Source organism: Streptomyces sp. NPDC021012 (assembly GCF_044333355.1).
Taxonomy (GTDB): Bacteria; Actinomycetota; Actinomycetes; order Streptomycetales; family Streptomycetaceae; genus Streptomyces.
The window spans coordinates 265,555-291,930 of sequence record NZ_JBIRQU010000009.1; the positions used below are offsets into that span (position 1 = coordinate 265,555).

General features: G+C 74.3%; 21 protein-coding genes and 1 riboswitch. Of the genes, 8 read left to right on the top strand and 13 right to left on the bottom strand.

The features are described from left to right. Positions 1-75: 75 nt before the first annotated feature. Complete coding sequence (locus ACH4TP_RS28285) at positions 76-1,143, top strand: alkene reductase (RefSeq protein ID WP_398177250.1); 1,068 nt, start codon at positions 76-78, stop codon at positions 1,141-1,143. 76 nt (positions 1,144-1,219) lie between these two features. On the opposite strand, the gene ACH4TP_RS28290 is transcribed toward ACH4TP_RS28285, so the two are convergent. Then, positions 1,220-2,320, bottom strand: a complete 1,101-nt coding sequence (locus tag ACH4TP_RS28290; RefSeq protein WP_389224228.1) for a pyridoxal-phosphate-dependent aminotransferase family protein — start codon at positions 2,318-2,320, stop codon at positions 1,220-1,222. Between the two features lie 268 nt (positions 2,321-2,588). Here ACH4TP_RS28290 and ACH4TP_RS28295 point away from each other — a divergent pair, with 268 nt between their 5' ends. Together ACH4TP_RS28295 and ACH4TP_RS28300 are read left to right on the top strand one after the other, a co-directional pair. Next, positions 2,589-3,572: a hypothetical protein gene (locus ACH4TP_RS28295; RefSeq protein ID WP_398177247.1), complete on the top strand. Its 984-nt coding sequence runs from the start codon at positions 2,589-2,591 to the stop codon at positions 3,570-3,572. A 34-nt stretch (positions 3,573-3,606) separates the two neighbouring features. Continuing rightward, positions 3,607-4,692, top strand: a complete 1,086-nt coding sequence (locus ACH4TP_RS28300; protein WP_389223459.1) for an amidohydrolase family protein — start codon at positions 3,607-3,609, stop codon at positions 4,690-4,692. 57 nt (positions 4,693-4,749) lie between these two features. On the opposite strand, the gene ACH4TP_RS28305 is transcribed toward ACH4TP_RS28300, so the two are convergent. Next, on the bottom strand, positions 4,750-5,316 hold the full coding sequence (locus ACH4TP_RS28305) for a GNAT family N-acetyltransferase (RefSeq protein ID WP_389223455.1): 567 nt from the start codon (positions 5,314-5,316) through the stop codon (positions 4,750-4,752). Beyond that, positions 5,313-7,670: a penicillin acylase family protein gene (locus tag ACH4TP_RS28310; protein ID WP_398439468.1), complete on the bottom strand. Its 2,358-nt coding sequence runs from the start codon at positions 7,668-7,670 to the stop codon at positions 5,313-5,315. Before ACH4TP_RS28310 ends, ACH4TP_RS28305 begins: the two co-directional genes overlap by 4 nt. Before the next feature lie 352 nt (positions 7,671-8,022). Here ACH4TP_RS28310 and ACH4TP_RS28315 point away from each other — a divergent pair, with 352 nt between their 5' ends. Further along, positions 8,023-8,997 carry an SCO1860 family LAETG-anchored protein gene (locus ACH4TP_RS28315; protein WP_398439469.1) on the top strand — a complete coding sequence of 325 codons (975 nt, stop codon included), beginning with the start codon at positions 8,023-8,025 and terminating at the stop codon, positions 8,995-8,997. 113 nt (positions 8,998-9,110) lie between these two features. On the opposite strand, the gene cobC is transcribed toward ACH4TP_RS28315, so the two are convergent. After that, on the bottom strand, positions 9,111-10,760 hold the full coding sequence (gene cobC / locus ACH4TP_RS28320; RefSeq protein ID WP_398439470.1) for an Rv2231c family pyridoxal phosphate-dependent protein CobC: 1,650 nt from the start codon (positions 10,758-10,760) through the stop codon (positions 9,111-9,113). 6 nt (positions 10,761-10,766) lie between these two features. Here cobC and ACH4TP_RS28325 point away from each other — a divergent pair, with 6 nt between their 5' ends. After that, the gene (locus tag ACH4TP_RS28325; RefSeq protein WP_389223443.1) at positions 10,767-11,495 is read left to right on the top strand and encodes a ZIP family metal transporter; all 729 of its coding nucleotides are present in this window, start codon (positions 10,767-10,769) and stop codon (positions 11,493-11,495) included. Between the two features lie 2 nt (positions 11,496-11,497). On the opposite strand, the gene ACH4TP_RS28330 is transcribed toward ACH4TP_RS28325, so the two are convergent. The 7 genes from ACH4TP_RS28330 to ACH4TP_RS28360 form a co-directional block, all read right to left on the bottom strand. Then, on the bottom strand, positions 11,498-12,928 hold the full coding sequence (locus ACH4TP_RS28330; protein WP_398439471.1) for a cobyrinate a,c-diamide synthase: 1,431 nt from the start codon (positions 12,926-12,928) through the stop codon (positions 11,498-11,500). Further along, a complete protein-coding gene (cobO, locus tag ACH4TP_RS28335) occupies positions 12,922-13,530 on the bottom strand; it encodes a cob(I)yrinic acid a,c-diamide adenosyltransferase (protein ID WP_398177233.1) in 609 nt (202 codons plus the stop codon). Before cobO ends, ACH4TP_RS28330 begins: the two co-directional genes overlap by 7 nt. After that, positions 13,530-15,584, bottom strand: coding sequence for a putative cobaltochelatase (locus ACH4TP_RS28340; RefSeq protein ID WP_398439472.1), 2,055 nt, complete (start codon positions 15,582-15,584; stop codon positions 13,530-13,532). Before ACH4TP_RS28340 ends, cobO begins: the two co-directional genes overlap by 1 nt. A gap of 49 nt (positions 15,585-15,633) precedes the next feature. Then, complete coding sequence (locus ACH4TP_RS28345) at positions 15,634-17,142, bottom strand: cobyric acid synthase (protein WP_398439473.1); 1,509 nt, start codon at positions 17,140-17,142, stop codon at positions 15,634-15,636. Next, positions 17,139-18,125, bottom strand: coding sequence for a cobalamin biosynthesis protein (locus ACH4TP_RS28350; RefSeq protein WP_398439474.1), 987 nt, complete (start codon positions 18,123-18,125; stop codon positions 17,139-17,141). The genes ACH4TP_RS28345 and ACH4TP_RS28350 overlap by 4 nt, the downstream gene beginning before the upstream one ends. A 33-nt stretch (positions 18,126-18,158) precedes the next feature. After that, positions 18,159-18,301: riboswitch (cobalamin riboswitch) on the bottom strand. Positions 18,302-18,413: 112 nt separating this feature from the next. Further along, positions 18,414-18,635, bottom strand: a complete 222-nt coding sequence (locus ACH4TP_RS28355; RefSeq protein ID WP_389223426.1) for a hypothetical protein — start codon at positions 18,633-18,635, stop codon at positions 18,414-18,416. A gap of 16 nt (positions 18,636-18,651) precedes the next feature. Continuing rightward, positions 18,652-19,914, bottom strand: coding sequence for an anion permease (locus ACH4TP_RS28360; protein ID WP_389223423.1), 1,263 nt, complete (start codon positions 19,912-19,914; stop codon positions 18,652-18,654). 363 nt (positions 19,915-20,277) lie between these two features. Between ACH4TP_RS28360 and ACH4TP_RS28365 the strand changes: the two genes are divergently transcribed. Then, positions 20,278-21,405 (top strand): alpha/beta hydrolase, encoded by a 1,128-nt coding sequence (locus ACH4TP_RS28365; RefSeq protein ID WP_398177225.1) that lies wholly within the window; start codon positions 20,278-20,280, stop codon positions 21,403-21,405. A gap of 88 nt (positions 21,406-21,493) precedes the next feature. Next, a complete protein-coding gene (locus ACH4TP_RS28370) occupies positions 21,494-22,912 on the top strand; it encodes a hypothetical protein (protein WP_398439475.1) in 1,419 nt (472 codons plus the stop codon). Between the two features lie 16 nt (positions 22,913-22,928). Here the strand turns inward: ACH4TP_RS28370 and ACH4TP_RS28375 are convergent, their stop codons facing one another. Further along, on the bottom strand, positions 22,929-23,330 hold the full coding sequence (locus tag ACH4TP_RS28375) for a VOC family protein (protein ID WP_398439476.1): 402 nt from the start codon (positions 23,328-23,330) through the stop codon (positions 22,929-22,931). A gap of 76 nt (positions 23,331-23,406) precedes the next feature. Next, on the bottom strand, positions 23,407-24,297 hold the full coding sequence (locus tag ACH4TP_RS28380) for a neutral zinc metallopeptidase (RefSeq protein WP_398439477.1): 891 nt from the start codon (positions 24,295-24,297) through the stop codon (positions 23,407-23,409). A gap of 268 nt (positions 24,298-24,565) precedes the next feature. On the opposite strand from ACH4TP_RS28380, the gene ACH4TP_RS28385 reads away from it, so the two are divergent. Continuing rightward, the gene (locus ACH4TP_RS28385; protein WP_389223407.1) at positions 24,566-26,164 is read left to right on the top strand and encodes an ABC-F family ATP-binding cassette domain-containing protein; all 1,599 of its coding nucleotides are present in this window, start codon (positions 24,566-24,568) and stop codon (positions 26,162-26,164) included. The last annotated feature ends 212 nt before the right edge of the window (positions 26,165-26,376 follow it).

Below are 26,376 nucleotides of genomic sequence, written 5' to 3' on the forward strand. Positions count from 1 at the left end.
GGCCAAGGAATGGGGGTTACAGTGGCAGCGGCCCGATTAGTTGGCCGACCACATATTTCATGTGAGGAATGTGCCGTGACCACTGCCTTCGACCCCGTCGACCTCGCCGGAACCCGCCTCGCCAACCGCATCGCGATGGCCCCGATGACCCGCAGCCGCGCCAACGGCCAGGACGGCACCCCCACCGCGGCCACCGTCGAGTACTACGCCCAGCGCGCCTCCGCCGGCCTCATCATCACCGAGGGGACCCAGCCGGTCCCCGAGGGCCAGGGCTACCCCGACACCCCCGGACTGCACAGCCGCGAGCAGATCGCCGCCTGGCGCGAGGTCACCGCCGCCGTCCACGAGCGCGGCGGACGGATCTTCGCCCAGCTCATGCACACCGGCCGGATCGGCCACCCCGACCTCCTCGCCGGCGACCTCCACCCCGTCGGCCCCTCGCCGATCGCCGCCGCCGGGCAGGTCTACACCCACGAGGGCCCCAAGGACTACGTCACCCCGCGCGAGCTCACCGGCGACCAGGTGCGCGAGGCGATCGCCGGCTTCGCCTCCGCCGCCCGCAACGCCATCGAGGCCGGCTTCGACGGCGTCGAGATCCACGGCGCCAACGGCTACCTCGTCCAGCAGTTCCTCGCCACCGGCTCCAACCAGCGCACCGACGAATGGGGCGGCCCGGTCGAGAACCGCATCCGGTTCGCCGTCGAGACCGTCAAGGCCGTCGCGGCCGAGATCGGACCCGAGCGCACCGGCCTGCGGATCTCCCCGGCCAACGTGTACAACGACATCTCCGAGAGCGACACCGAGGAGACCTACACCGCCCTCGTCGACGCGATCGAGCCGGTCGGCATCGCCTACCTGCACATCACGGAGCCCGTCCCCGAGGTCCGCGAGCTGACCCACGCCCTGCGCAAGCGCTTCTCCGGCACCCTCGTCCTCAACCCGGCCACCGACGGCCCCACCGGCCCCGAGGCCCTGGCCCTGATCGAGGACGGCACCGCCGACGTCCTCGCGTACGGCGCGCTGTTCCTCGCCAACCCCGACCTGCCCGCCCGGCTGCTGGCCGGCGGCCCGTACAACACCCCGGACCGCGCCACCTTCTTCGGCGGCGACCACCGCGGCTACACCGACTACCCCGCGCTGTAGACCCGTCCGGGCACGACCGTCCGGGCATGCGAAAGGGCGGGGTCCGGCACCGGACCCCGCCCTTCGGACGTACGGACTACGCCCAGGCGCCGGTGACCGCCCGGCGCGCGGCCTCCAGGTCCACCGCGCGGCCCGACTCGCCGAGCGCCGCGCCCAGGGCCGCGAGCGAGGACTGCACGGCCCCCGGCGTCGCGTCCACCCCGTAGTGGTTGACCCGGATCATCTCCTTGGCGAGCGCCCCGCCGCCCGCGATCAGCGGCAGCGACGGATCGGCCGCGAGGGCCTTCGCCACCAGCTCCGAGGCGTCCAGGCCCGCCGGCACGCGCAGCGTCGTCGCCACCGGAGCCGCGTCCTTCGCCTCGTACACGTACGGCTCGAGCCCGCCGCCCAGGGCCAGCGCGCCCGCGCGGGTCGCGGCCGCCGCCGAGGCGTGCCGGGCCATCAGCGCGTCCAGGCCCTCGGCCTCGATCCGCTCCACACAGGCCTCCAGGGCCAGCATCTCCAGCTGCGCCGGAGCGTGCAGCAGGGCCTTGCGGCCGCCGTCGATCCAGCGCTCCTTCCAGTCCAGGAGGGAGAGGTACGAGCGGCGCGGCGCGGCCGGGTTGGCGGCGAACCGCTCCCAGGCACGGGCGCTCACCGACACCGCCGACACGCCCGCGGGGCCGCCCATCGCCTTCTGCGCGCCGATGATGCACATGTCCACGCCCCAGGCGTCCGGCAGCACCGGCTCGGCGCCGATCGACGCCACCGCGTCCAGGTAGAACAGCGCGCCGTGCGCCCGCACGACCTCGCCGATCTCCGCCACCGGGTTGGTGTTGCCGGTCGCCGCCTCCGCGTGCACGAGCGACACGAAGTCGATCTCCGGGTGCTCGGCGAGCGCCCGCTCCACCTGCTCCGCCGTCACCGCCGTGTGGAACGGCACCTCCAGGTCGACCACGGTCGCCCCGCAGTCCCGCAGCCAGTTCCCGAAGGTCTGGCCGTACGGACCGGTGACGACGTTCAGCGCGGTCGAACCGGCCCGCGCGCCGCTGCGGATGCATCCCTCCAGGGGCAGCAGCGCCTCGCCCTGGGTGATCACCACGTCCTGCTCCGTGGAGAGCAGGGCGGCCACCCGGCGCTCGATGGACGCGAAGTGCGCGGCGGTCAGCGGGGCCAGGTCCAGCAGCGGATGTGTCACGGTCACGGGGTTCCTTCTTCGGTGTCGCATGCGTGTCGCATACATCGGGATGAGGCTCGTGCCAGCGTAAGCGCTCCGCCCGCCGCCGGGCGGTGCAGCCCCGTGCGCCGTCACGGCGGTGTGCGGAACGTGTCACAGGGCCCGTACCGATGGGCTCCCGCCCTTCCCCCGGTGCCCCGTCGGTGGGATGTTGCGGGCCGGAGCGGCGCCGCACGATGCCGCCTGGACGAACGGGGTGGAGACCATGGCCGGACACGGGAGAACAGGCGTGAACGACGGAGCGCGACTGCGCCGGGCGGCGGTGGCCGCCGCCGCGCTCGCCGTCACCGCACCGCTGACCCTCGGCGCCGCGGGAGACGCGGGAGCGACGGGGGCGGTGGTGACGTCCGGCGCGGCCGGCGCGGCGGCCACGGCCGCCGCCGCGTGGTCGGCGATCGGCCACCCGATCGTCTTCGCCCGCTACGACGCGACGGCCCCCGTCGAGGACCTGTACGGGATCTCCCCGCTCGGCGGCGGGGCCGTCAAGCTCACCCACACCCCCGACGTCAGCGACGTGATGCCCAGCTGGTCCCCGGACGGCAAGCGGGTGGCGTTCCTGCGGTACGGCGCCGGGGGCGCGATCAACGGCATCTGGACGATGAACTCCGCGGGCGGCGACCTCAAGGCCGTGCCCGGCACCACGGACGCCTCCGACCCCGCGTGGTCCCCGGACGGCAAGAGGATCGCCTACTCCAAGCCCGTCGACGGCCAGCGCGAGATCTACGTCGCCGACGTCGACGGCACCCCCACCACCCGCCTCACCCACACCCCGGAGGACGAGTTCCACCCGACGTGGTCCCCGGACGGCAAGAACCTGGCGTACAGCCGCGCGGACGCGGCCGGACACAGCCGGCTGCTGCGGATCCAGCTGTCCACCCTGGTCCAGACGCCGATCACCCTGTCCTTCTCCCAGGACTGGACGCCCGACTGGTCGCGCGGCAACCGGATCGTCTTCAGCCGGGCGGACGGCACCGGCTTCACCCACCTCTACTCCGTCCGCCCCGACGGCTCGGGGACCACCCCCATCACCTCGGGGCAGGCCAACGACAAGTTCCCCTCCTGGTCGCCGGACGGCAGACGCCTGGTCTTCACCCGCGGCGGCACCGACGACGCCGACCCCGAGCACCTCTTCCTGGTCCGCGCCGACGGCACCGGCCTCAAGCAGCTCACCAAGACCGGCTCGCACGACCTGGAGGCCGACTGGCGCCCGTGACCCGCGCCCTCGACACGGCTCGTAGAGTGCCGGTATGAGCGATCACGAGGTGCTGCACGTGAAGGGGCGGGTGCTCGTCGGCCCGGAGGACGTCCGCGACGAACTGTGGTGCGTCGACGGGCGGATCACCTTCGAGCGGCCCGCCGCCGAGGCCGTGACCGTCGAGGGCTGGGTGCTCCCCGGCCTCGTCGACGCCCACTGCCACGTCGGCCTCGACCGGCACGGCCCCGTCGACGAGGCCACCAGCGAGAAGCAGGCCCTCACCGACCGGGACGCCGGCACCCTGCTCATCCGGGACGCGGGCTCGCCCTCCGACACCCGCTGGATCGACGACCGCGAGGACCTCCCGAAGATCATCCGGGCGGGCCGGCACATCGCCCGCACCCGCCGGTACATCCGCAACTACGCCCACGAGATCGAGCCCGCCGACCTCGTCGCGTACGTCGGCCGCGAGGCCCGCCGGGGCGACGGCTGGGTCAAGCTCGTCGGCGACTGGATCGACCGCGAGGCGGGCGACCTCACGGCCTGCTGGCCGCGCGCCGAGGTCGAGGCGGCCATCGCGGAGGCGCACCGGCTCGGCGCCCGGGTCACCGCGCACTGCTTCGCCGAGGACTCGCTCCGGGACCTCGTCGAGGCGGGCATCGACTGCATCGAGCATGCGACCGGGCTCACCGAGGAGACGATCCCGCTCTTCGCCGAGCGCGGCGTCGCGATCGTCCCGACCCTGGTGAACATCGCGACCTTCCCGCACCTCGCCGACGGCGGCGAGGCGAAGTTCCCCCGCTGGTCGGCCCATATGCGCCGGCTCCACGAGCGCCGGTACGACACCGTCCGCGCCGCCTTCGACGCGGGCGTGCCCGTCTTCGTCGGCACCGACGCGGGCGGCTCCCTCGCCCACGGCCTGGTCGCGGAGGAGGTCGAGGAGCTCACCAAGGCCGGCATCCCGCCGGTCGACGCGCTCGCGGCCACCGCCTGGGGGGCCAGGGCCTGGCTGGGCCGCCCCTCCCTGGAGGAGGGCGCCCCGGCCGACCTCGTCGTCTACGGCGAGGACCCGCGCGCGGACGTCCGCGTCCTGGCGGCGCCGCGGCGGGTCGTCGTCAACGGGCGGGTCGTGGGCTGAACGCCGGGGGCGTCCGGGCGTTCGGCGGCCCGTTCGTCGGCTCGTCCAGCGGCCCGTTCAGCGGCTCAGGAAGGCGAGCCGGGCCCGCTTCTCGGGGATGAACACCTCCGGCAGGTCCACCTCCGGCAGCACGACCTCGGGCCCCAGCTCGAAACCGGCCCGCACGAGCCGGGCGATCGCCTTCTCGTTGGCGGCGTCCGGCTCGACCACGACCCGCGCGTGCTCCTTCAGGGAGAAGGCGACCAGCGCGGTCAGCAGCCGGCCCGTGAAACCGGGTTCCGGGGCGAGACCGGGCGCGACGAGCAGATGCACGCCGATGTCCCCGGGCCGCACCTCGTAGCACTCGCTCACGCGGTCGGCCCCGGGGTCGTACGTCTGGAAGAGGGCCACCGGCTCGCCGTCCCGGGCGATCAGGAAGCCGTGGTGGGTGCTGAGCGAGTCGAGGTGCGCGTAGACGTCCCGCACCTGCTCCACGGTCGTCCCGACCATCCCCCAGAAACGGGCCCGTTCCTCGTTGACCCAGCCGTGCAGGAGCGGCGCGTCTCCGTCGGGGTCGACGGGCCGGACCGTGACGGTGCCGAAGCCCTCGACGGTCTGGACGTGGACGTGTTCGGGGGTGGTCATCCCTGCTCCTCGGTGAGACGGTTCCAGTCGGTGGTGACGGGGGCGAGTTCGCCCCGCAGCCACAGGGGGAGTTGGTCGAGGTGGTGCGGGTCGCCGGGGACGCCGGACGCGCCGAAGGGCACGATCCAGCGGCTCCGCTCCCGGTCGGCGAGGTCCCAGACGTAGCGGGCGGCGGAGGCGCGGGCGCTGCGGTCGGTCCACCCGGGCACGCTGGACGTGGAGAGCACGCAGTCGTGGTCCCCGCCGAGCCCCGGCCACCGCTGGTCGCCCGGGTCGGGCAGCGCCTGCCAGGGCGCGAGCCGGTGCGTCACGCCCCAGGCGGCGGGCGGCTCGCCCGCGCCGACCTCGTCGAGCGCCTCCCGCACGATCCGGTCGACGTCCCCGGCGGGCACGGGCCCGGCCACCAGCAGGGTCTCCAGGGCGAAGGCGACCCGCGGCCCGAGCGCGAGCCAGGGCCGGAACAGCTCGGGGTACGGCCCGGGTTCCCGCAGCCCCGCGAACGCCTCGTGCCCGGCGAGCCGCCGCACGACGGCCCCCCGCACGGCCGCGTACAGACCGGCGCCGGTACTGTCCGCCTCCATCCGCCGGTCCCACGCCAGCAGCCGCTCCCGGACGCGGGCGCCGGCGGGGGAGAGCCGCGGGGCCCGGCCGCGGTGGGCGCCGCTTGCGTCGGGCGAGTGCGGTGCGCTTGAGCCGTGGCCGTGGGGTTCGTCCGCCCCGGGCCGCCCCGGTCGCTCGCCCACGCGTCGTACCGCCTCCAGGAGGCGGGCCGCCGAGGGGTTGTCGGTGTCCGAGTGGATCGCCGCCGTCGTCTCCGGTGTCCAGGCCGCCGAGGCGCCGAGCAGCGCGTCGATCCGGGCCGCCCGGTGCGGCGGGGCGAACTCGACGCCCAGGGGCGCGGCCAGGCCCCGCGCGTTGGCCATGACGGCGTGGCCGCGGACCTCGGCGCGGGGCAGCGGCGCCGGGGCGTCGGCCCAGGCATGCGCCGGATCCCAGGCGGGCACGATCCGCAGGGAGTTGGCCCGGTCCCGTACGGGCACGTGGCCGGCGACCCGGTGCAGGAGGCCGCCCCCGGTGTCGGCGGCCAGGACGACGTTCACCGGCTCGACCCAGCCGTCGAGGGCCGCGTCCACATCGGCGACGGTCCGGGCGCGCAGCAGCGCGGGCAGCACCCCGAAACCGAGCTCCCCGGTGACCCGGGGCGGGTACCGCAGAGCGAGTGCCTCCCACACGGGCGAGCCGCCCCGGCTCTCACCGCCGACCACCGAGGTCCCGACCGCCGAGGTGCCGGCCGGGGGCTGGCCGTTCACCGCCGAGGCGCCGTCCCGGGGCTCGCCACCCAGCGTCGAGGTCCCGGCCGGAGGCTGGCCGTTCACCGCCGAGGTCCCGGCCCCGGACCCGTCGCCATCCATCGGGGCGCCCGCCCCGGGCCCGTCGGCCGTGTCGATGACGACCGGTCCCCGGGCCGTCTCGATCACCTCGATCGTCACCGGTTCCGCGTCCGCGACCTCGATCGTCTCCGTGTGGGCGGAGGCCGGGGACCAGCCGTCGGGGCCGAGGGCCTCCACGGTTCCGTCGGGGAGTCGGCGCAGGTGTTCGCGGTACAGGTCCTGGTAGTCGGCCATGGCGTTGGTGATGGCCCAGGCGACCGGGCCGGTGTGGCCGAAGTGGGCGAGGCCGGGGACGCCGGGGACGGCGAGGCCCACCACGTCGTAGGCGGGGCAGGAGAGGCGGATCTGCTGGTAGACGCCCGGCGCCTCGATGAACCGGTGCGGGTCGCCGGCGACGAGGGCCGCCCCGCTCGCGGTCCGTCCGCCGGCGACGACCCAGCCGTTGGAGCCGGCGGTGCCGGGGCCGTCGGTCGCGAACAGCTCCGTCCACTCCTCGCCGAGCCGCCGGGCGACCTCGTCCCGCCACAGCTTGGTGGGGAAGCCGGCGAAGAGGATGTGGGTCGAGAGCCAGACGGCGAGCGGGGTCCACGGCTCCCAGCGGCCGGGCGCGAGGCCGGTCCTCGCGAACTCGGGGGCGCGGGCGGCGCCTTCGGCGAGGCCGTCGTTGACCCCGTCCACGTACGCGCGTACCCACGCGGCCGTCGGCGCGTCGGTCTCCTCCAGCCGTGCGGAGCAGCGGCGGGCGGTGTCGGCGAGCCGGGCCCGCCGGGCGAAGGAGTCCCAGCCGAGCTCGGCGGCGCCGAGGAAGGCGGCGGTGGTGCCCTGGGCCCGGTGCCGCTCGACCTCCAGCTGCCAGGCGCGGTCGCGGGCGGTGACCCGGCCCTGGGCGAAGGCGAGTTCGTCCGGGTCCGTGGCCCTCAGATGGGGGACGCCCCAGGCGTCCCGGTAGACCTCGATGCTCACGGAGACCCTTCGGGGTTAGGTTAGGCTGGCCTAAATTAGCCTACAGGAGTCCGGGATCCACCCTCGTCGCCGGGTTGACGATCCGTGACCCCGGACCGGCTCGAATCGTTCTCACCCCTCCCGTGCGCGCCGCCCCGTGCGAAACGCACGGGGCAACCGGGAATGGTTGTATGGAGAAAAATCGAAAATGAACGCGGAAACCCCCCTTTGGAGTGAACTCACGTCAGGCAACTGCCAGTTCACTCTCCGTGCGTAAAGATTCCGGTGTCTCAAGTCGCCGAGGCCGTGCCGACCCACCGTCCCCGTGGTGAGCGGCCGGCGACGCCATGTCTCCTGTGGGGGTTCCACCATCTTGAACAGCAACACCTTCCGCCTGCCCGTACGCCGCTCCGCCGCCGCCGCGACCGTCGCCGCCCTGGCCGTCGGCCCCGTGCTCCTCGCGGCCCCGGCGGCGCGCGCCACGGGTGGCGAAGGGCACGCCACCGCCGCCGTGCTGCGGGCCGGACTCGACGTCTCACTCCTCGGCAAGACCGTGAACGTGCCGGTGCGGGCCTCCCTCAACGAGGTCGAGGCGCCGGAGAGCGAGAACGAGACCGCGCTCTCCGTGAAGGTGCAGGGAGCCGAGGGCGGGAAGCCGGTCGACCTCCTCAAGGCCGACGTCGCCACCGCCGACGCGACCGTGGACGAGAAGAAGGCCGAGGGGTACGTCAACCTCGTCAAGGCCCGGGTCCACGTCCCCGGCATCCCGCTGCTCTCCCTCATCGAGGTCGAGAAGGTCACGTCCAAGGCGCTGTGCGAGGTGGGGAAGAAGCCGGTCGCCCAGTCCAACGTCCTCGGCCACGTGACCGTGTTCGGCAAGAAGACCACCCTGTCCGCCGGCGGTCGGACCCAGGTCGGTGTGCCGGGTGTCGGCCAGGTCACCCTGGACCTCTCCCGTACCTCCACGACCTCCCGCACCGCCGCCGCCACGGCCCTCGAACTCAAGGTGAAGGTCAACCCGCTGAACCTCGGCGTCGCCGAGGTCGACGGCACGGTGACCCTCGCCGAGGCCACCTGCGAGACGCCCGAGGGCACGGCACCGACCGAGAAGCCCACCGGGCAGCCCACGCACCAGCCCAGCGAGCGGCCCACGCACCAGCCCTCGGTCAAGCCGAGCGACGCCGGCGGCATCAAGACGAACAACGGCGGTACCACGCCCACCGAGAACCTCGCCGAGACCGGCTCCAGCTCCACCACCCCGTACATCGCGGGCGGAGCGCTGGCCCTCCTCGTCGCGGGCGGCGGCGTCCTCGCCCTGACCCGCTCGCGCGCCCGCAACCGCGGCTGACGGCCCGAGGGGGACGCGCCGGGGGGCGCCAGGAGGGGGAACAGGGGTCCGGGGAGGGCGGCGGTGACGACACCGCCCTCCCCGGGCCCTTCCGCGTATGCCCGGTGGTGCGATCAGCCGCCGATCAGCAGCGCCTGGTCGAGCGCCTGCAGGAAGCGGTTCGTCGTCGCCCGGTCCCGCACCGCGAGCCGCAGCCAGTTCCGGTCGAGCCCCGGGAACGTGTCGCCCCGGCGGGCCGCGAACCCGAGCGACCGCAGCCGCTCCCGTACCGCGTCCGCCCCGTCGATCCGCAGCAGCACGAAGGGGCCCTCCGCCCCCGCCACCGTCCGCACCTCGTCGAACTCCGCGAGCCCGGCGAGCAGATGGGCCCGCTCCACGCCGATCCGGTGCGCCGCGTGCTCCGCCTCCGCGAGTGCCGCCCGCGACATGCACGCCTCCGCCGCCACCAGGGCCGGCGTCGACACCGGCCACAGCGGCTGCGTCCGCTCCAGGGCCGCGATCGTCTCCGGCTCGGCCAGCACGTACCCGATGCGCAGCCCGGCGAGCCCCCAGGTCTTGGTGAGGCTCCGCAGCACCACGAGCCCCGGCACGTCGGTCCGCCCGGCCAGCGACTCCCGCTCGCCCGGCACCGCGTCCATGAACGCCTCGTCCACCACCAGGACCCGCCCCGGGCGGGCCAGCGCGGCGATCGAGGCGGCCGGATGCAGCACGGAGGTCGGGTTCGTGGGGTTGCCGATCACCACCAGGTCCGCGTCCTCCGGAACGGCCGCCGGATCGAGCCGGAAACCGTCCTCCTCGCGCAGCAGCACCCGCCCCACCTCGTGCCCGGCGTCCCGCAGCGCCGCCTCCGGCTCGGTGAACTGGGGGTGCACCACCACCGGTCGCCGCACCGGCAGCGCCCGGGCGAGCAGTACGAACGCCTCCGCCGCGCCCGCCGTGAGCAGCACCCGGTTCGACGGCAGGTCGTGCCGCTCGGCGACCGCCGCCCGCGCGGCCCGGCCGTCCGGGTAGGCCGCGAGCCCGGTCAGCGAGTCCGCGATCCGCTCCCGCAGCCAGTCCGGCGGGGTGTTCGTCCGGACGTTGACCGCCAGATCGATGAGTTTCTCGTCCCTGACCTCGGCGTCACCGTGGTGGCGCAGGTCGTGGGCGTCGGTGTGCGTGTGCGTGTCCATGGCCGCCGTCGTGTGGGGGGTGGGGATGGTGGGGGGTGAGCCAGGTTCGCCAGCGATGTACCCGTGGGTCAAGGGCAACAACCGTGCGCCTGGGGCGTCTTCGTTCGGACGAACCGGTACGGAAGCGGCGAGAGCGCACGTTACGGACCGGGTTTTCCGCTTCGGTACGAGCAGCACGGCCCCGGCCCGGCCGGCGAGCCGCACGACGGGCCCGGCCCGACCACCCCCACCCGCGCGCGTGCCCAGGTCCCCGCCCGGCTCCGCATCCGCTCCCGCCGCCAGCAGCGCCGCCGCCTCCGCCACGGACGCCGTGCCCGTCGCGGCCAGCGGCAGCGCCGAGGGATGCGGTACGGGTACGGCCGTCAGCTCCCCGGGCGTGAACCCGCGCACCGGCACCCCGAGCGCCGAGGCGGCCGCCACGATCCCCGGCTCGGCCGCCCGCGCGTCGAGCGTGCCGAGCGACCGGACGGCCGCCCGCGTCAGGCCCGCCTCCCGCAGGACCGCGTCGACGAGCGCGAGGACCTCCTCCGCCGGCGCGCCCGACCGGGCCCCGACGCCGAGGTGCGCGGCCCGGGGGCCATCGGATAGCAAGGGGCCATGGCTGTAGTCGTCGCGTTCGGCGCGTTCCTCATGACGCTCTTCGGCGGCTGGGTCGCCGGGCGCGTCACCGACCGCCGCCACCTCGTCCTCGGCCTCGCCGGCGGACTGATGCTCGGCGTCGTCGGACTCGACCTCCTGCCGGAGGCCCTGGACGCCGCCGGGCGGAAGGTCTTCGGCGTCCCCGAGGCCCTGCTGCTCTTCGTCGGCGGCTTCCTCTTCGCCCACGTCGTCGAACGGCTCCTCGCCGTCCGCAGGGCCGCGCACGGCGTCGGCGCCGACGAAAGGGTTCCCCAGGTCGGCCTGACGGCCGCCGCCGCGATGGTCCTCCACAGCCTCATGGACGGCGTGGCGCTCGGCGCCGCCTTCCAGGTCGGCGGCGGCATGGGCGCCACCGTCGCCCTCGCCGTCATCACCCACGACTTCGCCGACGGCTTCAACACGTACACGATCACGAGCCTCTACGGGAACGCCCGCCACAAGGCCCTCGCCATGCTCGTCGCGGACGCCGTCGCCCCGCTCGTCGGCGCCGGACTCGCCACCCTGTTCACCCTTCCGGAGGAACTCCTCGGCGGCTATCTCGGCTTCTTCGGCGGCGCCCTGCTCTACCTCGCCGCCGCCGAGATCCTGCCGGAGGCCCACCACGAACACCCGGCCCGCTCCACCCTGCTGTGCACGGTGGCGGGCGTGGCCTTCATCTGGTTCGTGGTGGGCGTCTCCGGCGGCTGATCTCACGCGCAGTGCTCCACGAACCGCGCGGCGACCTCCGGGGACCCCGCCCAGTGGGTGTGCACATAGCTGGCATGCACCCCGCCCTGCACGAAGCCCTCCACGCGCCGCTCCGGCTGCCGCAGCCCCCAGGCCGCAAGCGGCCCGGCACCCGGCTCGATCACGGTCCGGTGGAACTCGTGCCCCCGCAGCCGCGCCCCGGCCGGCGCGAGGACGCTGTCGCTGACGGCCACCGCGTCCCGGTAGCCCAGCGTCAGCCGCTCCGACATCCGCGCCTCGGCGTCCAGCACCCCGCACATCGGGTGCCCGTCCAGCGACCGCGCGAGGTAGAGCAGCCCGGCGCACTCGGCGGCGACGGGCGCGCCGGACGCGGCGAGCTCGGCGACCGCCTTGCGGAGCGGCTCGTTGGCGGACAGCTGCTCGCCGTACATCTCGGGGAAACCGCCCCCGATGACGAGCCCGCTCGTCCCCTCGGGCAGGGCCTCGTCCCGGAGCGGGTCGAAGGTGACGACCTCGGCCCCCGCGGCCCGCAGCAGCTCCGTGTGCTCGGCGTACGAGAAGGTGAACGCGGCCCCACCGGCGACGGCGATCACCGGCCTCGTCGTGGGCAATCGTTCCGCTGGGGCGAGGGGGGTCCCCCCTGCTCGAGCGAAGCCGAGAGCTTGGGGGAGGGTGGGCACCACGGAACCACCGGCGTGCAGCCGCTCCCCGACCCCAGCCGCCCACGGCTCGGCGTGCAGCTCAGGCGCGCTGCGGGCCAGCGCCAACAGGGCTTCCAGGTCGCACCCCTGCCGCACCTGCTCCGCCTGCGCGGCCACCGCCTCCACCGCCTGGGCCTGCCGCTCGGCAACCGGCACCAGGCCGAGGTGCCGGGACGGCGTCGCGACGGCGGGCGCGCGCCGCAGGACGCCGAGCACCGGCACCCCCGACTCCCCGAGCGCCTCCCGCAGGAGATGCTCGTGACGGTCCGACGCGACCTTGTTCAGGATCACGCCCCCGATCCGCACCTCCGGATCCCAGGACGCGAACCCGTGCACGAGCGCCGCGACCGACCGCGACTGCGAGGACGCGTCCACGACGAGGACGACCGGTGCCCGCAGCAGCTTCGCCACCTGCGCCGTGGACGCCAGCTCGCCCTGGTCGGCGGCCCCGTCGTACAGGCCCATGACGCCCTCGACCACGGCCAGGTCGCAGCCGCGCGCCCCGTGCAGGAAGAGCGGCGCGATCAGCCCCGTACCGCACATGTACGCGTCGAGGTTGCGGCCCGGGCGGCCGGTCGCGAGCGCGTGGTAGCCGGGGTCGATGTAGTCGGGGCCGACCTTGTGCGGGGAGACGGCCAGGCCACGGCCGGCGAACGCGGCCATCAGGCCGGTCGCGACCGTGGTCTTGCCCGCGCCGGAGGACGGCGCGGCGATGACGAGACGTGCTACCACTCGATGCCCCGCTGGCCCTTCTGACCGGCGTCCATCGGGTGCTTGACCTTGGACATGTCGGTGACGAGGTCGGCGAAGTCGCAGAGCTCCTGCGGCGCGTTGCGGCCGGTGATGACGACGTGCTGCTGCCCGGGGCGGTCGCGCAGCACCTCGACGACCTCCTTGACGTCGATCCAGCCCCAGTGCAGGAGGTAGGCGAACTCGTCGAGGACGTAGAACTTGTACGTCTCCGCGGCGAGGTCCCGCTTGACCTGCTCCCAGCCCTGCCGCGCCTTCTCCTCGTGCGAGAGCTCGCCCTCGGCGACCTCGCGCTGGATCCAGGACCAGCCCTCGCCCATCTTGTTCCAGGTGACCGTGCCGCCCTTGCCGGTCTCGCCGAGCGCCTTGAGGGCGTTCTCCTCGCCGACCTTCCACTTGGCGGACTTGACGAACTGGAACACCCCGATCGGCCAGCCCTGGTTCCAGGCGCGCAGCGCCATGCCGAACGCGGCGGTCGACTTCCCCTTGCCGACGCCGGTGTGCACCATCACCAGCGCCCGGTTGCGGCGCTGACGGGTGGTGAGACCGTCGTCGGGGACGACGGTCGGCTGTCCCTGAGGCATTAAGCGGCCCTCCTGGTGGCGTTGTCTGCTTGTACGTCTCTGACGAGGCCGGCGATCGACTCGGCGCGCAGCTCGTCCAAGGTGACGGCGGTGCCGCCGAGTTCGCGCGCCAGGTTCCCCGCGAGACCGAGCCGCACCGGCCCGGTCTCGCAGTCCACGACCACGCTCGCCGTGCCGTCGGCGGCGTGCAGCCGCGCGGCGCGGGCGGCGAGCGCCACCGGATCGCCGGCGGCCCGGCCGCCGGTCGCCCGCCCGTCGGTCACGACGACGAGCAGCGGGCGGCGCGAGGGGTCCCGCAGCCGTTCGACCCGCAGCACGTCATGGGCCTTGAGCAGCCCGGCGGACAGCGGCGTACGGCCTCCGGTCGGGAGCTTCTCCAGGCGGGCGGCGGCCGCGTCCACGGACGAGGTCGGCGGCAGCGCGACCTCGGCGTCCCGGCCCCGGAAGGTGACGAGACCGACCTTGTCGCGCCGCTGGTAGGCGTCGAGGAGCAGCGAGAGCACCGCGCCCTTGACGGCGCTCATCCGCTGCCGGGCGGCCATCGACCCGGAGGCGTCCACGGCGAAGAGCACGAGGTTCCCCTCGCGGCCCTCCCGGGTCGCCTGCCGCAGGTCGTCCCCGCGGACCACCAGACCGGGCCCGGACCGGCCGCGGGCCCGCTGGTGCGGGGCGGCCGCCTGAACGGTCGCGGCCAGGTGCAGCTTGGTCAGCGCGCCCCGGGGCCGGGTGGATCCCGTGGTGCGGCCGTGCTCGGTGCGGGCCCGGGAGCGGCGCCCGGCCGCGCCCTCGCCGAGACCGGGCACGCTCAGCACCTTCGTACGGAAGGGCTCACCGGCCTTGACGGCGGCGCGCTCACCGGCACCGGCACCGGAGCCCTGCGGGGCCTCCTGCGGGGCGGGCGCGCCCTCCGGGGCCTCGGCGGGCTCGGCGGACTCGGGCGCGGGACCGTCGGGGCCCTCGCCCTGCGGCGGAACGCCCCCGCCGCCACCACCCGGGCCGCCGTCACCCGGCCCGTCCGGCTCGGGATCCTTGTCCGGCTCGTCGCCCTTGAACTGCTCCAGGGTCTCGTCGAGCTTGTCCTCGTCGAGGCCGGGCGCGTCGAAGGGCGAGCGCCGCCGGCGGTGGGGGAGAGCCAGGAGCGCGGCCTGCCGCACGTCCTCCGAGGTCACCTCGGTCCGCCCGGCCCAGGCGGCGAGCGCGGTCGCGGTGCGGGCCATCACGATGTCGGCCCGCATGCCGTCCACCTCGAACGCGGCGCAGGTGGCGGCGATCTGGAGCAGCACGGCGTCGCCGAGGGTCACCTGCGGCAGCAACGCCCGGGCGGCGACGATCCGTTCGCGCAGGGCGGCCTCCTCGCCGGCCCAGCGGGCGGCGAAGGCGGCCGGGTCGTCCTCGAAGGCGAGCCGCCGCCGGACGACCTCGACGCGCTGCTCGGGGTCGCGGGAGGCGGCGACCTCGACGGTCAGCCCGAAGCGGTCCAGCAACTGCGGCCGCAGCTCGCCCTCCTCGGGGTTCATGGTCCCGACGAGCAGGAAGCGGGCGGCGTGCCGTACGGAGACGCCTTCGCGCTCGACGTGGGAGGCGCCCATGGCGGCGGCGTCGAGGAGGTGGTCGATGAGGTGGTCGCTCAGCAGGTTGACCTCGTCGACGTACAGGATCCCCCGGTGCGCGGCGGCGAGCAGCCCCGGCTCGAAGGCCTTCACGCCCTCGGCGAGCGCCTTCTCGATGTCGAGCGCGCCGACGAGCCGGTCCTCGGAGGCGCCGACGGGCAGCTCGACCATCCGCGCGGGACGGGCGGTCCCGGGCGCGTCGCCGTGGGGCCCGTCGGGGCAGCCGGGGTCGGGCGAGGCCGGGTCGCAGCTGAACCGGCAGCCCGCGACGACGGCCACGGAAGGCAGCAGCTCGGCGAGCGCGCGGACGGCGGTGGACTTGGCGGTCCCCTTCTCGCCCCGCACGAGCACCCCGCCCACGGCCGGGCTGACGGCGTTGAGCAGCAGCGCGAGCCGCAGATCGTCCATGCCGACGACGGCGGTGAACGGATACCGGGTGCTCATCGAGTGGTCACTCCTTCGGTACGTACGGATTCCTGGACCGCGCGGCCGCTCACGGCGCCCCCGGCGGCACGAACGGCAGCCCCTCCGGCGCGCCCCGCTCGATCAGCCGCAGCAGCGCGTCCGTGTCCGCGTGTTCCTCGATCAGGTCGCCGAGGCGGTCGAGCTGCTCCTCGCGCAGCGCGCCGAACGAGGTGTCCGGCGCCGGTACGAACCGGCGCCCGGCCGCCGCCGCGACCTCCCGGAGGAAGGCCCGCCGGAAGCCGTCGCTCTCCAGCGAGCCGTGCCAGTGGGTGCCCCAGACGGAGCCGACCCGGCAGCCGTCGAGGAAGGGCTCGCCACCGTCCACGGAGGCGACGCCGTGGTGGATCTCGTACCCCTCGACCCGCTTGCCGAGCGCCTCGCCGACCGGCCGGGCGAGGGTCTTCTCTACCCCGAACCGCACCCGTACGGGCAGCAGCCCGAGCCCGTCGACGACTCCGGCCTTCGACTCGACCTCGTCCTCGATGCGCTCGCCCAGGGCCTGGAAGCCGCCGCAGATGCCGAGCACCGGCCGGCCCTCGGCCGCGCGCCGGACGAGGGCGTCGGCGAGGCCGCGCTCCCGCAGCCAGGCGAGGGCCTTGACCGTGCCCCGGGTGCCCGGCACGACGACGAGGTCGGCGTCGACGAGCTCCTCGGGCCGGTCGACGAAGCGGACGACGACGCCCGGTTCGGCGGCCAGCGCGTCCACGTCGGTGAAGTTCGACATCAGCGGTACGGCGCAGACGGCGACCCGCAGCACGTCCTCGCCGACCGGCGGCGCGACGACCGACTCGCGGACGGTGCCCCGCAGGGAGACCCGCAGGCCGTCCTCCTCGTCGATGCCGAGCCCGTGCGCGTACGGCAGGACGCCGAAGGTCCGGCGTCCGGTGAGCCCGTGCAGCATGTCGAGGCCGGGCTCCAGGAGCGTCACGTCGCCCCGGAACTTGTTCACGAGGTAGCCCGCGACGAGCGCCTGGTCCTCGGGCGCGAGCAGCGCCGTCGTCCCGAAGAACTGGGCGAAGACCCCGCCCCGGTCGATGTCCCCGACCACGACGACGGGCAGCTTCGCGGCGCGCGCGATGCCCATGTTCACGATGTCCGTGCGCCGCAGGTTGATCTCGGCCGGACTCCCCGCCCCCTCGCAGATCACGGCGTCATACGTGCCCCGGAGCTCCTCCAGGCACGCCATCACCGGCTCGAAGAGGGCCTGCTGCCTGCCTCCGTGGTAGCCGCGGGCGCTCATCTCGCCCACCGGCTTGCCCATGAGGACGACCTGGCTGGAGCGGTCGCTGCCGGGCTTGAGCAGCACCGGGTTCATCAGGGCGGTGGGCTCGACCCGGGCGGCCTGCGCCTGCATGGCCTGCGCGCGGCCGATCTCGGCGCCCTCCCGGGTGACGAAGGAGTTCAGGGACATGTTCTGTCCCTTGAACGGAGCGACCTTGATGCCCTGCCGGACCAGCCAGCGGCAGATGCCGGCCGTGACGACGCTCTTGCCCGCGTCGGACGTGGTCCCGGCGACGAGCAGCCCCCCACCCCTCATGCGTTCCTCCGCTTCAGCGCGCTCGCGATCATGCGGCCGCCCACGCAGGCGGCCAGGGTCAGTCCGGTGATCCGGCGGGAGAGCCGGACCGCGCGGTCGATGTCGGCGACCTCGACGGGTCGCCCCTCCCCGTTGAGGACGGGCCGGTGCTCGACCCGCCCGGCGTACGAGAGGGTCCCCCCGAGCCGTACGCCGAGGGCGCCCGCGAAGGAGGCCTCGACGGGGCCCGCGTTGGGGCTCGGGTGCTTCGAGGCGTCCGCCCGCCAGGCCCGTACGGCTCCGCGCGGGTTCCCGCCGGCGACGGTCGCGAGGGCGGCGGTCAGCCGGGCGCCGGGCCAGCCGGCCACATCGTCGAGGCGGGCCGAGGCCCAGCCGTACCGCAGGTGGCGGGGGGACCTGTGGCCGACCATCGCGTCGAGGGTGTTCACCGCGCGGAAGCCGAGCAGGCCCGGCACGCCCGCGACCGCTCCCCAGAAGAGGGCGCCGACGACCGCGTCGGAGGTGTTCTCGGCGACGGACTCGACGACCGCGCGGGCCATCGCGGGACCGTCGAGGGACTGCGGGTCGCGCCCGCACAGGTGCGGCAGCCGCTCCCGGGCGACCTCCAGGTCCCCGGCGGCGAGGGCGCCGCCGATCGCGCGGGCCTCGCGCCCCAGGGTCGTACCGCCGACGACGGCCCAGACCGAGGCGGCGGTGAGGGCGACGGAGGCCGCGCGGCTGCCCCGTACCGCCCGGGCGGCGAGGGCGCCGGCCGCGACGGTGGCGCCGGCGCAGACGGCGGTGTGCAGGGCGCCCCAGCCGCGGTGGTCGTGCCACAGGGCCTTCTCGACCCGGGCCGCGGCCCGGCCGAAGGCGGCGACGGGATGGCCGCGTCGGGGGTCGCCGACGAGCAGGTCGACGGCGAGACCGGCGGCCGCGCCGTACGCGAATCCGTCCGGGGAAAGGCGGCTGGCTCTGGAGGGGGTGGGGCTGCGGCCGGGCATGGCGCTGTGTCCTCACTCAGGGTCCGCGCCCTGGATCGACGTGACCGGCGGCGAGAGTTCCTGACTCCCGGACCCTTCGGATCCGGTCACAGTGGCGGGACCGCGCCGGAATCGCACCGGACTTCCTCTACAGCAGCCGTAATGGCCCCGGCAGTCCACCACGGCCCGAGAACAGCCGTCAACTCACCCTTGACCTGCATCGCGTCACTGTGCGAAGCACCACAAACACGACGGCGGGGCGGCCCGCACCCGAAGGTGCGGACCGCCCCGCCGGTCACGCCCGGAGCGTCAGGCGACGATCAGGTAGATGCCCCACGCCACGGCCGCCAGGCACAGGGCGAAGCAGGCGTAGGCGCCGGTGCGGGCCAGGGCGGCGGAGCCTCCCTGGGCGGCGGCCCGCTCCTGCTTGGAGAGGCCGACGACACCGAGGGTGAAGAGGCCCACGAGGGCGACGGTCGCCACGAGGCTGACTCCGAAGACGGAGCCGAGGGCTGCCCAGTCGATCTTCATGCTTGGTTCCAGTTCCTTAGACCGCGGCCGGGGCCGGGGGAGCGGCCGGGTCCGTGGGGACCGGCGCGGGGATGGTGGTCTTCAGGTCCTCGTCCGCGACGGCGGCGACGGAGCCGGCCGGCGGCGGGGTGACGGCCGCGATCGCGGTGGTCACGACGCCCTCGGGCTCGGCGTCGGCCTCGACCTCGTTGACGTTGGTGTGGTCGACCGGCTGGCGGCGGGAGACGAGCCAGATGCCGACGCAGGAGGCGGCGAGGAAGGCCGCGACGACGTAGACGCCCCAGTCGCCCTGGCGGGCGACGTACTCGGCGCCCGCGCCGACCAGACCGGCGGCCGGCAGGGTCAGGCCCCAGGCGACGAACATGCGGGTGGCGGTCGACCAGCGGACGACACCGCCCTTGCGGCCCAGACCCGCGCCCATGACGGCGCCGGAGACGGAGTGCGTGGTGGAGAGGGAGAAGCCCAGGTGGGAGGAGGCCAGGATGACCGTGGCGGCGCTGGTCTGGGCGGCGAAGCCCTGCTGCGGCTGGAGGTCGGTGAGGCCCTTGCCCATGGTGCGGATGATGCGCCAGCCGCCGAGGGCCGTGCCCAGCGCGATCGCCGTACCGGCGGAGACGATGACCCAGACGGGCGGGTTGGCACCCGAGGGGAGGGAGCCGCCGGCGACCAGGGCGAGGGTGATGATGCCCATCGTCTTCTGGGCGTCGTTGGTGCCGTGGGCGAGGGAGACGAGACCGGCGGAGGCGATCTGTCCGACCCGGTAGCCCTTGGCCGTGTCCTTCTCGGAGGTCTTGGCGCCGATCTTGTACGTCAGCTTCGTGCCCAGCATCGCGGCGATTCCGGCGACGATCGGCGCGGCGACGGCCGGGATGAGGACCTTGGAGACGACGACATCGCCGTTGACACCGCTGACGCCGATCGAGGCGACGGTCGCGCCGATGAGGCCGCCCATCAGGGCGTGCGAGGAGCTGGAGGGCAGTCCGACCAGCCAGGTCACCAGATTCCAGAGGATCGCGCCGACGAGCGCGGCGAGGATCACTTCGGGCTGGATGCCGTCCTCGTTGACCAGTCCCTTGGAGATCGTCTTGGCGACCTCCACGGACAGGAAGGCGCCGACGAGGTTCAGCACGGCGGACATGAGCACCGCCGTCTTCGGCTTGAGGGCACCGGTCGAGATGGTCGTGGCCATCGCGTTCGCGGTGTCGTGGAAACCGTTCGTGAAATCGAACACGAGAGCTGTCACGACCACAATGGCGAGCAGCAGCGTGATGTGTTCCATTTACCCAGGCAATCGTTCGACGTCAGTGTTTCGTTGAACGTAGGCAACCTGGGTGAACGGAAGATGAACTGGGACGGGCGACGTGGTGTCCCTAACCGGTGTCAAGAGGTTCCGCTTCTCGTCCCGGGGCGCCCGGTGTCCAGGATGCGGTCACCCCTGAACCCCGGGCATCCCGGTCCTCACGGGGCACATGCGACCTGTCCCGCTTCCTCCCCCCGCATCCCGTTCCGCTCCCTGGACGGGACCGCCCGACCGGGGGACCCCCTGAAGGAGACCCATGTCACTCCCCGGGGCGACCCTTCCGCTTCCCTCCGCCGGGTCCGTCCGGTGGCAGCCCCACCCCCTCCTGCCGACACTGGGGAGGTGCGCCCGGCTACAGCGACGGCAGCGGCCGTCACCACCCTGATCGGTGTCGGCGCGGCCGCGGTGGCGGCCGGCCGGTACGCCAGCGACGTCGTCCTCAAGGCGCCGTCCGGACGACCCCTGCCCGGAGACCCCAAGCTCACCGTGCACGCCACGGAACCCGAACGGGTCACCCTCACCCGCAGCCTCGCCTCGCTGCGCCCCGGCACCTACGGGATGGCGGCCCCCGGTCTGCACGCCGTCCTCGGCCCCGTCCTCGACCGGGCCCCGCACACCGCCGACACCGTCGTCCGCCGCTTGGAGCGCGTCGAGCTCGGCGCCCTCGGCCCGGGCGCCCGCGTCCGGCTCACCCCCCAGCTGCACATCGGCACCCCGCTCAGCGCCCTCGGGCTCGCCCACGAGGACGCCGAGATCCCCGGCGAGCTCGGCCCGCTGCCCGCCTGGCTCGTGACCGGCGCCCGCACCACCTGGGTGATCGCCCTGCACGGCCTCGGCACCACCCGCGAGCACCCGCTGAACCTCGTCCCCTTCTACAACCGCCGCAAGGTCCCCGTCCTCGTCCCCGCCTACCGGGGCGACGAAGGCGCGCCCGCCTCCCCGGACGGCCTCGCCCACCTCGGCGACTCCGAATGGCGGGACGTCGACGCCGCCATCCGCTACGCCGTCCGCCGGGGCGCGCGGAAGGTCGTCCTGCACGGCTGGGGCACCGGCGCCTCGATGGCCCTGCGCGCCGCCGCCGAGTCGGGCGTCCGCGACCGGATCGGCGGCCTCGTCCTCGACTCCCCGGTCCTCGACCGGGAAGCCACCCTCCGCAACCTCGCGGCGGCCTCCCACGTCCCCGGCCCCCTGGTCCCGCTCGCCGTCCGCGCCGCCCAGGGCAGGACCGGCCCGCACCCCGACCTCCTGGCGACCGTCTCGGAACCGGACGCCCTGCGCGTCCCCGTCCTCCTCTTCCACGGCCCCGACGACACCCTCGCCCCCTGGGAACCCTCCGTCGAACTCGCCGCCCGCCGCCCCGGTCAGGTCGGCCTCCAGACCGTGCGGCACGCCCCGCACGCCTCGATGTGGAACGCCGACCCGGTCCGCTACGAGGAGTCCCTGCGCCGCTTCCTCACCCCGCTGCTCTGAGGCCGTTTCCGGGGCCTCGCGGCGCCCGTTCCGACGGGGTGTCCGATTCCGATTGGGCTTTCGGGCCGTCAGCGGGAAGACTGCCCCCGTGACGTCTCGAAAGCCCGATGAACCATTGGCGCGCAACTCCAGACTCCGACTCGTCCGCCCGCGGGCGCTGGCCACCGCCCGACGGGCCGTGGCGACCCGGCGCACCCGGCCGGCGCCGCGGCCGCCCGAGGGGACCCCGCCCCGGGCGGAGCTCGCCCGCCAGGCCCGGCACGTCCTCGCCGACGCCGTACGGATCGCCCGCTGGGCCGCCGTCGAGCACGGCGCCGACACGGCACTCCGTACCGGTCCCGGAGCGGGCCCCGTCCAGGAACGGGCCGCGGCCGCACTGGACCTGACACCCGGCCAGGTCCGGGCCGGCTGGGACCGTGCCCGGCTCGCCGGACTCGTCGAACTGCACGGCGACACCGCCCGCCCCGGCTGGCGGCTGCACGCCTGGGACCGCGACGACTCCGCCGTCCTGCGCGGCTGGGTCGCCCTCTTCGACGCCTGGTCCCTCGTGCACCCGGCTCCCGAGGGGGTCGCCACGGCGGCCGTCGCCGAGGTCGTCGAGGCCGTCCCGCAGGTCCTGTCGCTGCTCCAGCTCTCCCAGGGCCCGGTCCTCGTCCCCGTCCTCCTCGACCTCCTCGGCCAGCGCGTCGAGGAGCTCCGCGAGGAGCGCTGCGAGGTCCCCGCGGCCGAGCCCGCGCCCGAGGCGGCGGACGCCCCCGGCCCCGGCCCCGCTGATGGGTTGCCCGCCCTCCTCGACTGGGCCCTGGAGGGCCTGGCCGCCGTCGGCGCGCTCACCCTGGACCCCGGCACCGACGAGCGCCACGCCACCCTGACCCCGCTCGGCAACTGGGCGGTCTGGGTCAAGCTGGAGCAGATCTGCGTCGCCGCGCAGAGCCCCGCGGGCAACATCGAGCAGTCCGCCGAGGACATGCTCCGCGGCTGCGCCCGGCTCACCCCGGGCCCGGCCCGCGACGAGTACCGCGCCTGGCTCGCGGCCCGGACGCTCTCCAGCGCCGTCGGCGAACTCCTCGCCGTGGCCCGCGGCGAGGACGCCCTCCTGCGCGGGCTCGCCTTCGAGGCGCTCCGCGTCGTCGGCGCGCCCGCCGAGGCCGAGGTGCGCGCCACCGTCACCGAGCCCTCGCTGCGCCCGTACGCGCTGCTCTGGCTCGCCGAGTACGAGGGGGCCGACCCCGACGACGCCCAGGAGGTGCTGACCCGCGAGGAGGCGACCTGGCTCTGGGTCGACACCGCGGCGGCCGTCGCCGACCACGGCGAGAGCGAGCTGCTCGTCCGCCACCTCGACTCCGCCGTGCAGGGCACCGTCCCGGCCCTGCTCGACGAGGTCCGCGCGATCGGTCACCCCCGCACCGTCCAGGTCCTGGTCGCCCTGGCCGCGGCCCACCCGGACCCGGCCCTGGCCAAGGCGGTCCGCCGGGCCGCCTTCCAGGTCCACACCGGCGGGGCCTGAGCGGGGGAGCGGGGAACTACCCGGCGGCGCCGGGGGCGTACGTGCCGAAGCTCCACACGTTGCCCTCGGCGTCCCGGGCCGTGTAGTCCCGCGAGCCGTACTCCTGGTCCGTCGGCGGCAGCACGATCTCGATGCCGTACGCCACCGCCCGGTCGTGGTGCGCGTCGACGTCGTCCACGCGCACGTACACCGCGGTCGGCCCGCCCTCGGCCATGAGCCTGTCGAACGGCGTGCCGCCGCCCTTGCTGCCGAGCATCACCATGCCGTTCCCGCAGATGAGCTCGGCGTGCATCACACGGCCGTCCTCACCCTCGTACACCGCGTGCTCGGAGAAGCCGAAGCCCTCCGTGAGCTGCTTGATCGCGGCCTTCGCGTCCTGGTAGCGCAGTGCCGGACAGATGTCGGGTGTGCCAGCCATCCCGATCACTTCCTCTCGATGGGTCGACGAGGCCCGATGTGACCTGGATCTCAGTCTGTCAGTCGCCACTGACAGCTCACCGGAAGGTGTTGCACCGGGCCATGTCGCCGGTCCGGTAGCCCTCGTAGAACCACTGCTGGCGCTGCGCCGCCGAGCCGTGCGTCCAGCTCTCCGGCGTCACCCGGCCCTGGAACCGCTCCTGGATCCGGTCGTCGCCCACGGCCGCCGCCGCGTCCAGGCCGTCCCGGATGTCCTCGTCGGTGAGCTTGGTCAGCAGCAGCCGGCCCGTCTTCTCGTCGGGGGTGGTCGTCGCGTGCCGGGCCCAGACCCCGGCGTAGCAGTCGGCCTGGAGCTCGACCCGCACGGCGTTGGAGTTCGCGCCGGTCCGCCCGTCCTGGGCGCGGCTCAGGGTCCCCATCAGGTTCTGGATGTGGTGGCCGTACTCGTGCGCCACCACGTACGCCTGGGCGAAGGGCCCGCCGCTCGACCCGAACTTGGTCCGCAGCTCGTCGAAGAAGCCGAGGTCCAGATAGACCTGCCGGTCGCCGGGGCAGTAGAAGGGTCCGACCGCCGAGGTCGCCGAGCCGCACGCGGTGCCGACCCGCTGGCTGAACATCACGGTGGCGGCGTTCCCGTAGGTGCCGCCCCGGCGCGGGTACTCGCTCCGCCAGTAGTCCTGGACGCTGTTGACGACGGCGACGATCCGGCAGTCCTGGCGCGCGTTGGCGTCCGAGCCCTTCTTGCAGCTCTGGTCCACCTGGGCGGCGGACGAGGAGGACGCGCCCGGCTCGTCCCCGCCGGAGGAGAGCCCGAGCTGGTCGGGGCCCACTCCGAAGAGCACGCCGAGGACCAGCGCGATGAGGCCGATGACGCCGCCGCCGACGGTCGCCCTGCCGCCCGGGATGCGACTGCCGCGGACGTCCCGTACCTCCGAGGTGTCCAGGTCGGCGTCGTCGTCGAACTGCACGGTCCACCACCCTCCGCGTCGCTGTCGCGGCGGTGGCCGCCGCCCTGCGCCGAGTATCGGATGATCCCGTGGGCTTCGCCCCTTTTATTGCGCATGGGCGGGAATGTGAGAAAGCTCCTGATTCGCCATCGTCCCCCGCATGGCCGAAAACCAGTTGCAGACGCCCGTTAGACTGGCCGCATGGCCATTCTCCTTTGGGTGCATTAGCGGCGTAGAAGCCCGCCACCAGCCGTCCTTCCGCCGTTTCCCACCGCCCTGGAGTCTGTCCGTGATCACCGCTTCCGGCATCGAGCTGCGCGCCGGCGCACGCATCCTCATCGAGAACGCTTCCTTCCGCGTCGCCAAGGGCGACCGCATCGGCCTCGTCGGCCGCAACGGAGCGGGCAAGACCACCCTCACCAAGTGCCTCGCCGGCGAGGGCCAGCCCGCCGGCGGCACCATCGCCCGCTCCGGCGAGGTCGGCTACCTCCCACAGGACCCGCGCACCGGCGACCTCGACGTCCTGGCCCGCGACCGCATCCTGTCCGCCCGCGGCCTCGACGTCCTCATCAAGAAGATGCGGATGAACGAGGAGCGCATCGCCACCGGCTCCGGCGCCACCCGCGACAAGGCGCTGCGGCAGTACGAGCGCCAGGAGACCGAGTTCCTCACCAAGGGCGGATACGCGGCCGAGGCCGAGGCCTCCACCATCGCCGCCGCCCTCGGCCTGCCCGACCGGGTCATGGGCCAGCCGCTGCACACCCTCTCCGGTGGCCAGCGCCGCCGCGTCGAGCTCGCCCGGATCCTCTTCTCCGACGCCGACACCCTGCTCCTCGACGAGCCCACGAACCACCTCGACGCCGACTCCATCGTCTGGCTGCGCGACTACCTGAAGACCTACCGCGGCGGCTTCATCGTCATCTCCCACGACGTCGACCTCGTCGAGACCGTGGTGAACAAGGTCTTCTACCTGGACGCCAACCGCTCCACCATCGACGTCTACAACATGGGCTGGAAGCTCTACCAGCAGCAGCGCGAGGCCGACGAGAAGCGCCGCAAGCGCGAGCGCCAGAACGCCGAGAAGAAGGCCGCCGCGCTCAACTCGCAGGCCGACAAGATGCGCGCCAAGGCCACCAAGACCGTCGCCGCGCAGAACATGGCCAAGCGCGCCGAGCGCCTGCTCTCCGGCCTGGAGGCGGCGCGCGTCTCCGACAAGGTCGCGAAGCTCCGCTTCCCCGAGCCGGCGCCCTGCGGCAGGACCCCGCTGACGGCCGAGGGGCTCTCCAAGTCCTACGGCTCCCTGGAGATCTTCACCGACGTCAGCCTCGCCATCGACAAGGGCTCGCGCGTCGTCATCCTCGGCCTCAACGGCGCGGGCAAGACGACCCTGCTGCGGCTCCTCGGCGGCGTCGAGAAGCCCGACACCGGCGAGGTCACCCCGGGCCACGGCCTGAAGCTCGGCTACTACGCCCAGGAGCACGAGACGCTCGACCCCGAGCGGACCGTCCTGGAGAACATGCGCTCGGCCGCGCCCGACCTCGACCTCGTCGACGTGCGCAAGACGCTCGGCTCCTTCCTCTTCTCGGGCGACGACGTCGACAAGCCGGCGGGCGTGCTCTCCGGCGGCGAGAAGACCCGGCTCGCGCTCGCGACCCTGGTCGTCTCCTCGGCGAACGTGCTGCTCCTCGACGAGCCCACCAACAACCTGGACCCGGCCAGCCGCGAGGAGATCCTCGGCGCGCTGCGCACGTACAAGGGCGCCGTCGTCCTCGTCACCCACGACGAGGGCGCCGTGGAGGCGCTCGACCCGGAGCGGATCATCCTGCTCCCGGACGGCGTCGAGGACCTGTGGGGCGCGGACTACGCGGACCTGGTGGCCCTCGCCTGAGCCCGGAAAGGGCCTCGGGGCCCTTGGGTGATCATCCCGGGCTGGATCATTCGGCTCATGGGTGATCCGTCATCTGAGTGAGGGTGTCTCATCCCCCCGGCGCGGTGCTCTGCCGAATCCTTCCGGCGGACCCGCGCCGTACTCGTGTTCCCCCTACGGCGCTGACCTGCTGCTTCCCGTACCGGACGGTCCGAAGGCGTGTTCCAGGGCCG

What these genes read in the sequence shown, in the direction of transcription:
- ACH4TP_RS28325 (WP_389223443.1), top strand. Translation starts at nt 10,767, where the DNA reads ATGGCTGTAGTCGTCGCGTTCGGCGCGTTCCTCATGACGCTCTTCGGC.
- ACH4TP_RS28350 (WP_398439474.1), bottom strand. Translation starts at nt 18,125, where the DNA reads ATGCCCGGCCGCAGCCCCACCCCCTCCAGAGCCAGCCGCCTTTCCCCG.
- cobO (WP_398177233.1), bottom strand. Translation starts at nt 13,530, where the DNA reads ATGCCTCAGGGACAGCCGACCGTCGTCCCCGACGACGGTCTCACCACC.
- ACH4TP_RS28345 (WP_398439473.1), bottom strand. Translation starts at nt 17,142, where the DNA reads ATGAGGGGTGGGGGGCTGCTCGTCGCCGGGACCACGTCCGACGCGGGC.
- ACH4TP_RS28375 (WP_398439476.1), bottom strand. Translation starts at nt 23,330, where the DNA reads ATGGCTGGCACACCCGACATCTGTCCGGCACTGCGCTACCAGGACGCG.
- ACH4TP_RS28305 (WP_389223455.1), bottom strand. Translation starts at nt 5,316, where the DNA reads ATGACCACCCCCGAACACGTCCACGTCCAGACCGTCGAGGGCTTCGGC.
- ACH4TP_RS28300 (WP_389223459.1), top strand. Translation starts at nt 3,607, where the DNA reads ATGAGCGATCACGAGGTGCTGCACGTGAAGGGGCGGGTGCTCGTCGGC.
- ACH4TP_RS28360 (WP_389223423.1), bottom strand. Translation starts at nt 19,914, where the DNA reads ATGGAACACATCACGCTGCTGCTCGCCATTGTGGTCGTGACAGCTCTC.
- ACH4TP_RS28340 (WP_398439472.1), bottom strand. Translation starts at nt 15,584, where the DNA reads ATGAGCACCCGGTATCCGTTCACCGCCGTCGTCGGCATGGACGATCTG.
- ACH4TP_RS28355 (WP_389223426.1), bottom strand. Translation starts at nt 18,635, where the DNA reads ATGAAGATCGACTGGGCAGCCCTCGGCTCCGTCTTCGGAGTCAGCCTC.